Annotated in this window: 14 protein-coding genes; all 14 read right to left on the bottom strand. The window is 65.4% G+C overall.

Going from position 1 to position 13887, the window contains the following annotated elements; genetic code table 11:
* Positions 1 to 16 precede the first annotated feature (16 nt).
* Entirely contained in the window at positions 17 to 685 is a 669-nt protein-coding gene (locus N826_RS15715) for a cysteine hydrolase family protein (protein ID WP_044430363.1), read from the bottom strand.
* A complete protein-coding gene (locus tag N826_RS15710; protein ID WP_044430360.1) occupies positions 682 to 1710 on the bottom strand; it encodes a branched-chain amino acid ABC transporter permease in 1029 nt (342 codons plus the stop codon). Before N826_RS15710 ends, N826_RS15715 begins: the two co-directional genes overlap by 4 nt.
* Positions 1711 to 1718: 8 nt before the next feature.
* A complete protein-coding gene (locus N826_RS15705) occupies positions 1719 to 2609 on the bottom strand; it encodes a branched-chain amino acid ABC transporter permease (RefSeq protein ID WP_044430358.1) in 891 nt (296 codons plus the stop codon).
* 4 nt (positions 2610 to 2613) lie between these two features.
* Positions 2614 to 3321, bottom strand: coding sequence for an ABC transporter ATP-binding protein (locus tag N826_RS15700; RefSeq protein WP_044430357.1), 708 nt, complete (start codon positions 3319 to 3321; stop codon positions 2614 to 2616).
* Positions 3314 to 4075: an ABC transporter ATP-binding protein gene (locus N826_RS15695; RefSeq protein ID WP_044430356.1), complete on the bottom strand. Its 762-nt coding sequence runs from the start codon at positions 4073 to 4075 to the stop codon at positions 3314 to 3316. Before N826_RS15695 ends, N826_RS15700 begins: the two co-directional genes overlap by 8 nt.
* On the bottom strand, positions 4075 to 5238 hold the full coding sequence (locus tag N826_RS15690; RefSeq protein ID WP_211099297.1) for an ABC transporter substrate-binding protein: 1164 nt from the start codon (positions 5236 to 5238) through the stop codon (positions 4075 to 4077). Before N826_RS15690 ends, N826_RS15695 begins: the two co-directional genes overlap by 1 nt.
* Before the next feature lie 151 nt (positions 5239 to 5389).
* Entirely contained in the window at positions 5390 to 6151 is a 762-nt protein-coding gene (locus N826_RS15685) for an N-formylglutamate amidohydrolase (protein WP_044430352.1), read from the bottom strand.
* Complete coding sequence (locus N826_RS15680) at positions 6151 to 7464, bottom strand: type I glutamate--ammonia ligase (RefSeq protein ID WP_044430351.1); 1314 nt, start codon at positions 7462 to 7464, stop codon at positions 6151 to 6153. The genes N826_RS15685 and N826_RS15680 overlap by 1 nt, the downstream gene beginning before the upstream one ends.
* Positions 7461 to 8117 (bottom strand): cysteine hydrolase family protein, encoded by a 657-nt coding sequence (locus N826_RS15675; RefSeq protein WP_044430349.1) that lies wholly within the window; start codon positions 8115 to 8117, stop codon positions 7461 to 7463. Before N826_RS15675 ends, N826_RS15680 begins: the two co-directional genes overlap by 4 nt.
* Positions 8118 to 8177: 60 nt before the next feature.
* Positions 8178 to 9068: a MurR/RpiR family transcriptional regulator gene (locus N826_RS15670; RefSeq protein WP_211099296.1), complete on the bottom strand. Its 891-nt coding sequence runs from the start codon at positions 9066 to 9068 to the stop codon at positions 8178 to 8180.
* A gap of 126 nt (positions 9069 to 9194) precedes the next feature.
* Entirely contained in the window at positions 9195 to 11006 is a 1812-nt protein-coding gene (locus N826_RS15665; RefSeq protein ID WP_084720783.1) for a histidine kinase famiy protein, read from the bottom strand.
* Positions 11007 to 11127: 121 nt separating this feature from the next.
* Positions 11128 to 11775: a sensor histidine kinase gene (locus N826_RS15660; protein ID WP_044430347.1), complete on the bottom strand. Its 648-nt coding sequence runs from the start codon at positions 11773 to 11775 to the stop codon at positions 11128 to 11130.
* A 115-nt stretch (positions 11776 to 11890) separates the two neighbouring features.
* Positions 11891 to 12070, bottom strand: a complete 180-nt coding sequence (locus N826_RS15655) for a CsbD family protein (RefSeq protein ID WP_044430345.1) — start codon at positions 12068 to 12070, stop codon at positions 11891 to 11893.
* Positions 12071 to 12247: 177 nt separating this feature from the next.
* On the bottom strand, positions 12248 to 13750 hold the full coding sequence (locus tag N826_RS15650) for a helix-turn-helix transcriptional regulator (protein WP_044430344.1): 1503 nt from the start codon (positions 13748 to 13750) through the stop codon (positions 12248 to 12250).
* Positions 13751 to 13887 lie beyond the last annotated feature (137 nt).

The following is a 13887-nucleotide window of genomic DNA, read 5'->3' as shown; positions in this document are numbered from 1 at the left end:
CCTTCCCGTGATCCAGCTACTCGAAGAAGCCGAGCGCCTCGTCGAGCTGGACGACATGGCAGTAGATCATGTTGATGATCTCAAGCTCCCGCTTGTGCAGCTCCAGGGTCGCCGCGGCGCAGCAGTCGTCTACCACGACGACGCCGTAGCTCTCGTCGGCGAGGCTCCGCACGGTCGAGGAGATGCACTGGTCGGTGAAGATGCCGGACACGATGACGTCCTTGATGCCCATGTTGTGGAGCAGCAGGCGCAGGTTGGTCCCGGTCAGCGCGCTGTCGGTCGTCTTCATGACGACGATTTCGTCGCCCTGCGGCGCCAATTCCGGCACGATCTGGCCGTCCGGGCGGTCCTTGGGCAGCAGGAGATAGTTGAAGCCCGGCTTCTTCTGGCTGAGCGAACGGTCGCGGCCGTCGTTCTTCTGGCAGGCGATGCGGGCGAAGATCACCTCGACGCCGCGCTCCCGGCATTCCGCGATCAGTCGCTGGTTGTTGGGGATCACGGTGCCGCGCATGTGATCGAAGAACGGACGCCAGCGCTCGGTTTCCTCCGGCGTTTCCTTGTCTTCCAGGTAGGTGGTCTGGATATCCACGACCAGGAGCGCCGTCGTGTCCGGATCGAGCCGGATGTCGTCGGGCTCCTCGGCGGTGGCGTAATAGAAGGAGCGGTAGGCGGTCTTCCAGCTCATGTCGATCGTTCCCGTTTCGATAAGGCCCTGACGATGATGGCGCCGATCTCGCGCGACGGGAAAAGCCCGCCCGGACGTAGGATCAGGACCGCGATCATCGCCAGCGCAAGCACGACCTCGGTAAGGCCGATCACCTGCTCGCTGAAGATCTTGGCGCTGTTCAGGGAGCCCTCCAGCGACCGCAGCCCCTCGAAGGCTCCCGTCACGATGAAGGTGCCGACGACCGCGCCGGTCACCGTATTGGCGCCGCCGATCACCAGCATGCCCAGGATCACGAAGGTTTCGCGCAGGTAGAAGGCGTTGGGCGAGAAGGAGGTGATGAAGTGCCCCCAGAGCGCGCCGCCGATCCCGGCGAACAAGGCGGCCAGGACGAAGGCGCGCCAGCGCAGGTGCGGGATGTGGAGCCCTAGCGCGCCCGCCGCGACCTCGTCGTCGCGGCTCGCCCTCAGCAGGCGGCCCGTCCGCGATTCCTTGAACGCCAGCGCGCCGAGCAGGGCCGCTATCGCGACGCCGGCGGCCAGCGTCAGGTCGGTGGCGCGGGGCACGCCGAACAGCGTGCGCGGACCGTTGGTGACGTTGCTCCAGTTGGTCATGACGGTGTGCAGCACGACCAGCAGCGCGAAGGACGTGATGACGGCGGCGGCATCGGACAGCCGCATCAGCGGATAGGACAGCGCCGCCGCGACCGCCGCCGCGACCAGCCCGGCGATCGGAATCGCGAGATAGGGCGAGAGCTGCACGCCTTTGAACACGAGGTAGAGTTCCGGCAGGGCCATGCCCTTCATCTGGAGCGGGATCGTCAGGACGGCCGACGTATAGGCGCCAACCCCCATGAAGCCGATATGGGCGAAGGACAGGATGCCGGAGTTGCCCATGAAGACCTGAAGGCCCAGCACCAGGATCAGCGAGATGCACAGGTTGGTCGCGATGCGGTCGAACACACGGATGCCAAGCATCTCGGCGCAGGCGACCAGCAGGATGACGAAGCCGCCCAGGATGGCGGCGGTAAGGAGATGACGCGTCATGGGAGCCCTCACGTCCTCTGCCCGGTGGCGGGTCCCTTGAGAAGACCTTCCGGCCGCCACAGCAGGATCAGGATGACGAGGCCGAAGGTGAAGGCGTCGCGGAACTTCAGAAGCTCCTGGCTGAGCAGGTAGTTGAGCGAGGTATCGATCAGCGCCAGCAGGAAACCGCCGAGCACCGCCCCTTCCAGGCTGCGCATGCCGCCGATGACGGTGGCGATGAAGGCGACCAGCAGCGGTTCCGACCCGATGCCGGGCACGACCGACCCGATCCTGCCGATCCACAGGATGCCGACGACGCCGGCCAGCAGCCCGCTGATCGCGAAGGCGGACGAGATGATCAGGTTGGCGGGGATCCCGAGCATCCGGGCCATCGTGAAGTTGGTGGCCGCCGCCCGCATCGCGATGCCCAGCACGGTGCGCCGCATCGCCCAGGCGAACACCGCGAGAAGCACGACGGCTGCCGCTATCGTCACGAGATTGCGGACCGGCGTGATGACTCCGGCGATCTCCACCGTCTGTGAGAAGAGTGCGGGCAGCGGCACGTTGCGCGGCCGGGGCGAGATGAACAGGAGGGCCGCGTTCTGGAGCAGGGTCGAGAAGGCGAAGGAGGTGATCAGGACGGCGGTGATCGACTTGGCCCGGACTGGGCGGAACGCGATGTAGTCGGTCAGGACGCCGGTGACGACAGCCATCGCCACCGCGACGGCCGCCATGACCAGCCAGGGCAGGCCCGAGCCGCCCATCAGGAACAGCGTGTACCCGGTCACCATGATCAGTTCGCCATAGGCGAAGTTCACCAGCTTGAGGATGCCGTAGACGATGACCAGGCCCAGCGCCATCAGGGCATAGGCGCCCCCGAGGCTGAGCACGTCGATCGTGAACTGTAGAGCGAAGGTCAAGTCCTCATCCCCCGAGGTAGAGTGCGCCGAGGTCGGTCGTGGCGCCGATCTCGGCAGCGGAACCGGAGGCGGCGATCCGGCCGAGCCGCATGACATAGGCGCGGTCGGCGACAGCCAGCGCCTTGGCGGCGTTCTGTTCGACCAGCACGATGGTCAGGCCGGAGCGTTTCAGAACACCGATCATCTCGAAGATCTGATCGACGATGACGGGCGCCAGTCCCAGCGACGGCTCGTCGAGCAGCAGGATCCTGGGCCGAGACAGGATCGCCCGCGCGATGACCAGCATCTGCTGCTCGCCGCCGGACAGCGTCCCGGCCGGCTGGCCGTAGCGTTCGGCCAACCGGGGGAACAGGGCGAACATCTTCTCCCGGTCCTCCGCGACGCCGGCCCGGTCGGAGCGGCGGATATAGCTGCCCAGCGTCAGGTTCTCGGCGACGGTGAGGTCCGGGAAGACATCGCGCGTCTCGGTCACCGTCGCGACGCCGTTGCGGACCATCGCTTCCGGCGTCGCCGAGGTGACGTCCCTGCCGTCGAGCCGGATCGTCCCGGCTGCCGCCTTCAGGGCGCCGGCGATGCACATCAGGGTCGATGTCTTGCCGGCGCCGTTGGCGCCGAGCAGCGCCACCAGCTCGCCCTTCTCAGCCTTTAGAGAGATGCCGCGCACGGCGCGGATGGCGCCGTAGCGGACCTCTACGTCGGTCAGCTCAAGCATGGGCCGCCCCGATACCGGCTTCGGAGCCGAGATAGGCCTGGATCACGGCAGGATCTTTCCGGATGTCGGCGGCCTTGCCCTCCGCAATGGTCCGGCCGAAGGCCAGCACATGCAGCCGGTCGCATAGGCGCATGATCAGGCCCATGTCGTGGTCGATGATCAGGAGCCCCAGTCCCCGGCTGGCGGGCAGCGCCGACAGCTTGTGAAGCAGCGTTTCGGTTTCCGCCTCGTTCATGCCGGCGGCGGGCTCGTCCAGCATCAGGAAGGCCGGATCGGATGCCAGTGCCCGCGCGATCTCGACCCGCCGCTTGTCGCCGTAGCTGAGATTGCCGCCGAGATCGTCGGCGCGGGCACTCAGGCCGAACTCGTCCAGCAACGCTTCCGCCTTGGCCCTCGCCTTGCGGAGACCGTGGCCATGCGCCAGGGCGCCGGCCTCGACGTTCTCGATCACAGTCATGTTGTTGAACAGCCGGACGATCTGGAAGGAGCGCGACAAACCCAGCAGGGCGATATCGCGCGGCGCCAGACCGGAGAGCGGCCGGTCGCCCAGGACGACTTGGCCGCCGGCGAGCGGGACCTGACCGGTGATCGCGTTGATCAGCGTCGTCTTGCCCGATCCGTTGGGACCGATCAGCCCGACGATCTCTCCGGGGGACAACGTCAGGGAAACGCCGTCCAGAGCCCGGAGCCCGGAGAATTCGACCGCGACATCGACGACCCGAAGAGAAGCGCCCTTATCGGAAGGTCCCGTCATCAAGGAGCCGGAACGCTTTCGGGACGGCGCCAGCCGAGGAACTGCGGCTTGCCGCCCTTGAGTTCGAGCAGCACGGCCGCCTTGTCCGGCGCATGGCCTTCCTCGGCGGTGCCGTAGTCGAGGTCACCCGTGAGAAGCTTGAACTCGCCCTCCTCCAGCGCCTCGGCCACATCGGCACCGTCGGTCGAACCGGCCGCCTTGACCGCCTGGGCCAGCATCATGACGCTGTCCCAGCCCGTCGCGACGAAGGAGGTATCGGGGTCCTCGCCGAACATCTGCTTGTAGAGCCCGATGAACTTGGGCATGTCGGGATGCGCTTCCGGACCCATCCAGGTATGGGTGACGAAATAGACGTCGTTGCCCATCTGCTCGCCGAGGGCGGCATGCAGCGCCGGATCGTCGTAGGCGTCGCCGCCGAGCACCGGCGCGTCGTAGCCGACTTCCCGAAGCGCCCGGATGATGACGCCGATATCGGTGCCGTAGGACGACACGAAGATCACGTCGGGCTTCTTGCCGAGTGCCTTGAGCCGGGCGAGCTGGGCCGAAAAGTTGTTGTCGCCGTTGGTGTAGGTGTCCTCGAGCAGGACCTCGCCGCCATCGGCCTTGAACTGCGCCACGAAATACTTGGACAGCGACTTGGTATAGGCGATGAACTGGTCGGTGACGACATAGGCCGTCTTCCAGCCCTTTTCCTTGGCGAAATCGGCCGCGACCGCGCCCATCGTGGTGTTCCACATCGACAGCGTGAACTGCTTGTCGCCCAGCGTCCACGAACTGTAGAGCGGGTCGGAGGCGCAGGTCGAAAGACCGACGATGTCGGCAGCCTGCGCTTCGCGGCTGGCGGGGCTGCCGAAATCGAAGTCGCAGGGCGCCAGGATCATCTGGGCGCCCTGATCGACCAGTTCGACCGCGACGTTGCCGACGGTCACCGGGTCCGACTTGCCGTCGATGTTGATGAACTCGACCTGCTTGCCGAGCAGCCCGCCGTTGTCGTTCAGGTACTTGACCGCGACCTGCGCACCCTTGAAGCCGGGCGTGTCGAGCGGCGCCTGAAGGCCGGTCAGCGACAGCGCGCCGCCGATAACGATCTTGTCGTCGGCGGCCCTCGCCGACACTCCGGTCAGGAGAGCGGCTGCCGCAGCAGCTCCGATTAAGCTTTTCACGATCCCGGTCATCTGTGTCCCTCTTCGGTCTTCCGTGGTGTCGCCAAGGCACATAGTTGACTTATGAAATATTTTTTTCAGGATCTCCGCAATCCGGGTATTTTGTTGATTCACATACTTTTGCATCGCAGTGGTGATACCACTTTCGCTGCTAACCCTGACCGGCATGGAACGACCGGAGCACCGGGCCAAGCCGGCCGACCCATTCGGCGATGCCGTTGGCGTCCGTGATCAGGTCGTTGCGGATTTCCACCAGGATCGCCGGCAGGTCCCGGTCGGTACCGTGGACCGGGATGGCGTAGTCGCTTTCGCGATCGACGGTATAGGGCTGGTTCGCCGCGACGTTGAGGCCGGAGCTGCGCGCCAGCCCCTCGATCACGGCTTCGGCGAAGTCGTGCGACCGGTCGAACAGGATGCCCGCGTGCCAGGGCCGCGCCACGCCGAGGAAGACCGGCGTGAAGCTGTGGATCGTGACGATCCGGGTCGGGCGTCCGGCGGCACGGCGGCGGTCCAGATACGATGCCACCTTGTCGTGGAAGGGCGTGAACATGGTCCGTCTGCGCCGCTCGATCTCGGCCTCGCTGAGCCCGAGATTGCCGGGAATGTCGGTCGCCTCCGACCGCGCGGGAATGCTGGCGGGACTGCGGAACGGCCGGTTGAGGTCGATCAGCAGCCGCGAATAGGTGCCCAGGAAAGCCGGCGCGTCGAGGACTTCGGCGAGTCCCCGCGCCACCTCGGCGGCGCCGACGTCCCAGGCGATATGCGTCCGCAGGTCGGCTGGCGAGACCCCGAGCCCCCGGTACTCCGCCGGCATATGGTTGGAGGCGTGCTCGCAGATCAGCACGATCTCCGACGAGCCGGACGGATTGACCGTTTCGACCGCTTCGGGCCAGTCCTCCGCAAGGCTTGCCATCAATAGAGCGTCCGATAGGTTTCGCAGATCTCGGCGGCCGTCTTGCCCTCGAACAAGGCGATCTCAGCTCTTTTCACGCCGACATAGCTGTCCAGGAACGGCTTGGTGAACCAGCTCAGCACGATCGCGTCGGCCTCCAGGGCCGCCACCGCCGCATCGAGCGTTTCCGGCAAGCGGACCAGCCCGTTCCGCGCACGCTCGGCATCGTCCATCACGGACGGATCGCCCGTGACCAGAGGAGGTGCGGGCAGCTTGTCGGTGATCCCGGCAAGCCCGGCGAAGACGATCGCCGCCAGCGCAAGATAGGGGTTCGCCGTCGCGTCGGCTGCCCGGAACTCGATGTTGAACTGCTTGGCGGGGTCCCGTCCGCCGATCGACACCGTTGGGCAGATCCGCAAGGTCGCCTCGCGGTCGCGCTCCGCCAGCCAAGTGTAGGACGAGCTCCAATTATGGGGCTTGAGACGCAGGTATGACGGCACGCTGGCGGCGGTCAGCGCCGTGATGGCGGGAAGATGGCGCAGGATGCCGGCGCAGAAGGCGGCCGCCGCGTCCGACAGGCCGCCGGGACCGCCGGCATCGTAGGTAGCCGGCATGCCGTCCGGGCCGGTCAGGCTGAAATGGATGTGGACGCCGTTGCCGACGCCGTCGGGATCGGGCTTGGGGGCGAAGCTGGCGCGCGTCCCCAGCTCCCGCGCGACCTCGCGGGTGATTTCCCGGATCGCGACGGCACGGTCGGCGGCGGTCAGCGCGTCGGCGGGCGCGTGGGTGATCTCGAACTGGTGCGCGCCGTATTCTGCCAGGACCATCTCGGGTTCGACGCCGGCTTCCTCCAGGCAGGCATGAAGACGCGGCGCGAAGGGGTCGGCGCGGCGCAGCGCCTCGAACGAGAAGGCATGCGCCGCCGGCCCCTCGCCGGCAAGCTGGAACTCCTGCTCGAACGCCGTGAGCACGCTGAGGCCGGTCGCCTGCTTCAGGGCGGCAAGCGCTTCCTTGAGCCGGGTGCGCGGGCAGCCCTCCCAGCCCGTGCCGTCCAACTCGACGATGTCGCCCATGACCATGTCGAACGGCGTCGCGGACCCGGTCTTCGCCGTGGTGTAGCGGGCGGCAGTATCCGGAACGATCCGCAGGTCGCCGGTCGATCCCCAGGGGTTCGGGTCGCAGATCGAGTTGAAGGCGGTCAGGCAGAGGTTGGCCGGGACCCAGCCGACGCCCGCTTCGGCGAACCGGTCCAGCCGGTCGGCCGGAACCGGCCGTCCGCGCGTTATGGCGGCAAGGTCGGTGGTGACGATGCTGACCAGGGGAGTGCCCATCATGCCGCTCCCCGATCCAGGGCCAAGGCGTCGAAACGGGCGGCAACGGTCGCGGTGTCGGTTACCCAGCAGTAGCCGCCAAACGCCTTCAGCGCGTTCGCATGCCGCTCCGGCGTCGGCGAGGCGCAAGCATCGGACACGCAGGTCACCAGATAGCCACGGTCGGCGCCGTCGCGTACCGTCATGTCGACGCACTGGTCGGTCAGGATGCCGGCCACCACCAGATACCGGATGCCGAGGTTCTTCAGCAGGTAGTCGATGTTGGTCGAGTTGAAGACGCCCGACGAGGTTTTGGGCAGCAGGATCTCGTCGCCGACCGGGGCCAGTTCCGGCGGCGGCAGGCCCTCCTTCAGGCTGGGCGGGATGTGGATCGGCGTCAGCTTGTGGTCGAGCGAGCGGTCACGGCCATCCTCGGTCAGGCTCTGGATGATGGTATGCAGCACCTCGACCCCGGCGGCGCGGGCGCTTTCCAGAAGCCGGCGCTGGTTCGGGATCACGCGCTCCGCCGTTTCCCGGTAGAAGTAATGGTCGGCAGTCCAATCGGCGTGCCCCGGATCGAGACCCGGTTCCAGCCAGATCCGCTGCATGTCGACCAGCAGGAGCGCCGTCCTGCCGGGTTCGAAGGGTGCGTCGCGGCGCGGTAGGGTTTTTGCCATGTCGGTGCTCCGGGGGTCTCGGTATTCAAAAAATGGGGGGTGAAGGGTCCGGCCGATCCGTCAGGACCGTTCGCCGTCGGCGGACGGAGTTGCGGGTTCGGTCAGCGTGATGGCGTTGGCTTTGCGGATATGCTCGATCGCCTCGATCCTGCCGCGGCCGGCATCGCCGTAGCGGCTGATGGCGTGGGCCACGACGGCCTCCATCTGGGCGACGGCGGGCGCCAGCGTGTCGTAGGGCGACTCCGCCTCGGTCGGGACCACCAGGCTGACGGCGGCGAAGCTTGCGACCGGCGACAGCCAGATGTCGGTGAACAGCAGGATGCGGACGCCGCGCGCGGCGGCCTGCGTCGCGAAGCTGACGACGTCGGACTGGTAGCGCCGGTAGTCGAAGACGACGAGCAGGTCCTTCTTCCCCAGGTCGACCAGGGCGTCGAACTTCTCCGGCGCCAGCGCGCCCAGATCGCGGACGCCGACGCGGAACTGGATCAAGTATCCGGCCAGCATCGCAGCCAAGCTGCGGCTGAACCGCCCGCCGAGCAGGACCACCTGCCCCTTGGTTTCCCACAGCAGGCTTGCCGCTCGGTCGTAATTCTGGATCGGAACGGCGCTTTGGGTCTGTTCGAGATTGCGCGTCACGGAAACCAGATAGCCCTGTGCCGCACTCTCGGGCACGCCGGCGCGCTTGGCTTCCATCATCAGCAGGGGGGAGTGGAGATGCGCCTCGACCTCTGCAAGGAGCTTCGCCTGGAAATCCTGGAAGCCGTCGAAGCCGAGCTTCGCCACCAGCCGGGTCACCGTCGGGTCGCTCACCCCGGCCTTGCGGGCAAGGCTGGTCGCCGTTCCGAAGCCGGAAAACGGATAGTCGGACAGCAGCACCTGGACGATCCTGGCTTCCGACGGCGTCAGCGCCAATCCCGCTTTCGTCAGCACGTCGCGAAGCCGCAAACCCATGATCGTGCTCCATCCTGATCTGAAATATTTCTTTCAGAATGGTAAATATCTGTCAACTATGAAGAGATTTCGACGGTGCGGGCCTCGTGCCGGTCCGGGTCAGCGGGCCTGACGGTGTTGACGGTGTCAGCCTTCCTTGTGTCCCCCGCCCTGCGAGCGGTCTCCCCGGAGCTTCGGGCGGTTCAGGGCGGCATTGATGCGGTCGGCAAGTTCGGTCCGGCGGTAAGGCTTGCCGATCAAGTCCATTCCGGCCGCCCGCTGGCCGTCGGTTACCAGATCCTCGTTGTATCCCGTGGTAAACAGGACCGGCAGACCGGGCCTTATCCGCTGGGCTTCCCCGGCAAGAGCCATCCCGTTCATGCTTCCCGGCATGATGAGGTCGGTGAAGAGGAGATCGATGTCGATGCCGTCGTCCGACAGCAGCTTCAAGGCGTCGTCGGCGTTGCCGGCGGTCAGCACGGAATAACCCAGCGTCGTGAGGTATTCTCGCGCCAGCATCAGGATGTCCTCGGAATCCTCCACCGCCAGAACGGTCTTCGTCGCGGGCAGCGGCCCATCGCCTTTCGGTACGTCGCGCGCGTCCGGCAGCACTTGTCGTTCCAACGTCTTTTCCTTCGCCAGCCTGCCGGCCGGAAACAGCATGCGGACCGTGGTGCCGCTGCCAAGTTCGCTGTCGATCTCCAGCTTGCCCATGGACTGCTGGACGAAGCCGTGGACCATCGCGAGGCCCAGCCCCGTCCCCTTGCCGACCTCCTTCGTCGTGAAGAAGGGTTCGGTCGCCCGTGCGGCGACATGGGCCGGCATGCCGTTGCCCTGGTCGGTGACGGACAGCGACGCATAGTCGCCGGGAGGCAGATGATGTGCCGGGGCGTCGGCGTCGCCGCCGATCTGCAACGGCTCGGTCGTGATCGTGACCGTCCCGCCCTCGGGCATGGCGTCGCGCGCGTTTATGACGACGTTCAGCAGAGCCATCTCCAGATGGACCGGATCGATGAAGCAGAGCGGCGTCCTCGGCTTGAGGTTGAAGCGGAGATCGACGCTCCCTCCGACCGTGCTGTTCAGCATGTCGCCGAATTCGATGATCAGGCTGTTGAGGTTGATGGCTTTCGGCTCGAGCCGCGTCTTGCGGGCAAACGCCAGGAGCTGCCGGGTCAGCCTGGACCCCCGTTCGGCGGCAAGGCTGGCCGTCTCGACGAGACGCCGGGACTTCTCGTCGCGGACCTGCGGCTCCAGCAATTCCAGATTGCCGGTGATCACCTGCAACAGATTGTTGAAGTCATGCGCCAGACCGGCGGTCAACTGACCGATCGCCTCCATCTTCTGAGCCTGACGGAAGGCCGCCTCCGACGTGCGGCGCTTGGTTATGTCGAGCTGGCTGGCGAAGAAGTAGAGAAGTTTCCCCTCGCGGTCGAACACCGGCCCCAGGTAAAGGGCGTTCCAGAAAGGCGTTCCGTCACGCTTGTAGTTCAGGATCTCGGTCTGGAGGGCGCTCCTGGCCGCAACGGTCGCGCGTATTTCACCGACCGTCTCGCGGTCCGTGTTGGCGCCTTGCAGGAACCGGCAATTGCGCCCGACGATTTCGGCTTCCTCATATCCCGTCAGGTCCTGGAAGGCCCGGTTGGCGAAGACGATCGGGTTGTCGGGCAGGTTGGGGTCGGTCAGGATCATCGGCATGCGGGTCATCTCGATCGCGGCGAAGAAGACGTTGCCCCGCTGGTCCAGCCCCGCCTGGCTGATGGTCCCCTCTTTCCAGTGATGGATGCCGGGCGATCCCGTCGGGCTGAAGGAGCTGTTATCCGGCATGCCGGCGGCCGGTACGCCCCGGCTCTGCTGGTCTCCCTCGCCTTGCACATCCTCCGCCGGCGGGCGCGCGCCAGCGCCCCGTTCAGCTTCGGACGAACGGTCGCTTGCCTCCTCATGGTCGTCATGTTCAGCCATCCGTCCGCTCCATACCCTGTCTCCCGGACGCGACATGCTTGGCAGATCCCGGCTTTATGAAATTTGTGCGTTCATGAATCATGAGTAAGTTCTGCTTTGGCAATTTCTATCTCGGATTGCTTCATACCAGAAGCGGCTCCGCCATCCCCGGCCAGCCAATCGTGCATCTCGTCCCGCCGGGCTCGCTCCGCTCCGTTGCAATCCAGCCGCCGATCTGGGCGACGAGCGCATCGATCATGAACCGGCCCAAGCCGGACCCGCGAGGCGGCTGACCGGGGTCGAAACCTATGCCGTCATCCTCGACGATCAGGAGAGCCTCGCGGTCCGTGCTGCCGAAGACGATGGAGATCGTTCCGGCGGCACCGTCCGGAAAGGCGTACTTCACGGCATTCACGACCAGCTCGTTGATGACGAGGCCGAGCGGCCGGGCATGCTCCAGCGGAATCGGGTGCCGCTCAACCCGGAGTTGGATCGTGATCGGCCTTTGATCGAAGTAGGTCGCCTGTATGTCCGCGGACAAACCTTCCAGGAACTGCCTGCTGTCGATGACGGTTTCAGTACCGCCTGCCCATTGATCCAAGCGTGAATTCAAGCTGGCAAGGGCCTGGACACGGTTCTCGGCGACAATCAGTGCCGACTTCACGGCCGGATCGGTGGACACGGTCGCCTGAAGCCTCAGCATGGCGGAAACCGCCTGAAGATCGTTCCTCGCGCGATGGGTCGCTTCCGCAAGGGCGACTTCAAGTTCGGTCCTGGATTTCTCGGACATATCTTGCTTGTCAATATCCTGCTATCGGGATCCTGCTATCGGGTTCGGCGCGTCATCGGGATCGCCCAGCGTCCGGCGAGGACCTGACGTCCTCGCCGGCACCCTGTCGGTGTTCTTACTTAAGCGCGTCCCGAGCCTTGTCCTTGACGTTGCCGACCGTGCTCTGGGTCTTGCCGGCGGCTTTTTCCGCCGCTCCCTCCGCCTGCGTCGCCGTATCGCCGGTCAGCTTGCCGACCGCTTCCTTGACCGAACCCTTTACCTGCTTGGCGGCGCCGCCGATGCGATCCTTATCCATCGTTCTCTCCCGATCGGTGATTGATTATGTATCGGGCATCGTTGATACCCGAACGTGTAAGCGGCCCCGCCGAACCGAAGGAAATCGGCACCGGCTCTGGGCCAAACAGGACATGGGAACCGGGATTCCTCATTGTAACGGTGCAGATGTACCGCTCGAGACGGTACTTTTGTACCTTCAGCTCCGCCGGTCGGGCTGTTCAGGAAGCGCACCGTCGGCCGTGAAGCCGTGCTCATGGGCCCAGATCACCGCGGCGCTGCGGCGCTTGACATCGATCTTCCGGTAGATCGAGGAAACGCAGTTTCTGACCGTGCTGTTGGACAGATCGAGACGCCCGGCGATTTCCTTGTCGGCGAGCCCCTTGCAGATCAGCGCCAGCACGTCTCGTTCACGTGCCGTCAAATCGGCGATATGGGACGAGGTGTGGGAACGGTTCGGGTTGCGCAGGTTGGCCAGCTTGTCGATGACCGTCCGGCTGAACCAGGAAGTGTCCTGCATGACGGCCTCGATCGCCTCGATCAGCTCCGTCTCCGACCGTTTCCGCGCCGTGATGTCCTGCATGGCGCTGAGTATGCAGGCCCTGCCCTGGATGGTGACGGTGTCGGCGGAGACGATGCAGTCGAGCGTGGCCCCCTCCCGGGTGCACAGCTGGCTCTCGAAGCTTCGCACCGTACCGGTCTGCCGAAGTTCATGCTCGAACTTCGCCCGGAGATCGGCCGATGCCCATAACCCGATCTCCGGCGCGGTGCGGGCAACCACCTGCTCGGCCGTATAGCCCGTGGCGGCGACGAAGGCGTCGTTGACGTCCAGGATCTGGAAACTGTCGAGCGCGCTGATCATGGTCGGCACCGGCGCCAGCCGGAACGCCTTGGAAAACCGCTCCTCGCTCTGGCGCAGGGCGTCCTCCGCCTTCTTGCGCGGTTCCAGATCCATGAACGTGAACAGCATGCACCGCTCGTCGCCGATCTCGATCGGCTGCCCGGCGACGACGACCGGTTTGGCGGCACCGTCCGGTCCCTTGAGGACCGCTTCCATCTGCGGGATCGTTCGCCATTCGTTGAGGCGTTCGATGGCCTGTTCCTTCTTTTCGGCACGGTCGAGGATATCGATCTCGTAGACGGAACGGCCGATCACGTCTTCGCGGGTATAGCCGGTCATCTCCAGGAAGCCGGTGTTCACCTTGACGTACCGAAGATCCGAAATGCGGGTGATGATCGCCGGCGCCGGGTTGGCGCGGAAGGTCGTCTCGAACCGCTCTTCCGCCTCGAACCGTTCCGTCGCATCGTGTAGTACCAGGACCAGGAACTCGGGCTGGTCCGACGCATCCGACAGGATCAGGCTGCGGATGCGGTGGATCCACTGGGGTTCGACCATGCCCTTGGGAATGACCTCCACCACGACATCGGCGAGGGTTTCACCCGACAAGGTGCGGTTCATGGGGTGGTCTTCTCCGGTCACCTTGTGATTGTTACGGTAGCGCAATTCGAAGCGCCGCTGGTAGTCGTCAACCGTGGAGCCGAGATCCTCGATCCGTTCAACTCCATGCATGGCCAGAGCGGCGTCGTTGGCCCAGACGATCGAACGGTCGGGCGATACGAGGATGACGCCTTCAGTCAGCCCGGCAATGATTTCACGAAGATGGCGCTGCTCGGCCGTCCGTTGCGGGATCAAGGTTGTCATGGGTTCCGACCGGCGCCTTCTCTGATCTGTAAGTGCCTAGAATGTCGGGTTTACCAGAATTGTTGCGCCGGAAAGCTTGCCTGGAGCCCGCACTGCCACCAAGGGCGCTGTCGTTCATGCACAAACGTCCAGTTTCT

It is taken from the genome of Skermanella aerolata KACC 11604 (assembly GCF_000936425.1).
Taxonomy (GTDB): Bacteria; Pseudomonadota; Alphaproteobacteria; order Azospirillales; family Azospirillaceae; genus Skermanella; species Skermanella aerolata.
This window is presented reverse-complemented; position numbering and strand designations above follow the sequence as displayed.